1 pseudogene is annotated in these 600 nt (G+C 47.2%); it reads left to right on the plus strand.

The features are described 5' to 3' along the window. Positions 1-600, plus strand: a pseudogene (locus tag R7044_RS26575) (methyl-accepting chemotaxis protein); the annotation flags it as partial.

Here is a 600-nt window from a genome sequence, read left to right on the forward strand (position 1 = left end):
AAGAATACGTTGCAGACCAATCGAGTATTTCAGTGAAAGTTATGGCGAAAAGCTACTTCATCAAACTCAAAGATGCCGAAGTAATCACTTCCGATGCGCTGGCCAGCTCCAATCCTGAGTTTGTTACGCAAGCGGTAACGAAAAACCGTAAAGCGGTAACGCACTTGAACTACGCGTTCCGTGGGTTGGTCACTCAACTTCCTGAGCTAGAAAAAGCTTTTGGCGAATCCGTAGAGCAATTTACCCGTGACGTAGGTATGCGTGGCGGTGTGCTAGACCAACACAACAACTACCTCAACGCTCGAGCAGCTCTGTACGACAACATTGCGAACTTAGCTAACAAAGTCGATTCTACGATGGCTATCCTTGAGCAATTCACAACGACAGCAACAGACAAACTAAACGAATCTCTTGATGATGCCGGTGACATTTACTCTGCTGGCGTGACGAAAGCGATTGTGATTGGTGTAGTTGTGGTTTTGTTTGCGGCGGCGATCGGCTATCACATCGCGCAAAGTGTGCGTGAGCCATTAACACGTATTCTCAACGCACTAGAGAGCCTGACTAAAGGCGATATGACGCAACGTATTGATATTCGCT

Source organism: Vibrio sp. 1402 (assembly GCF_033340275.1).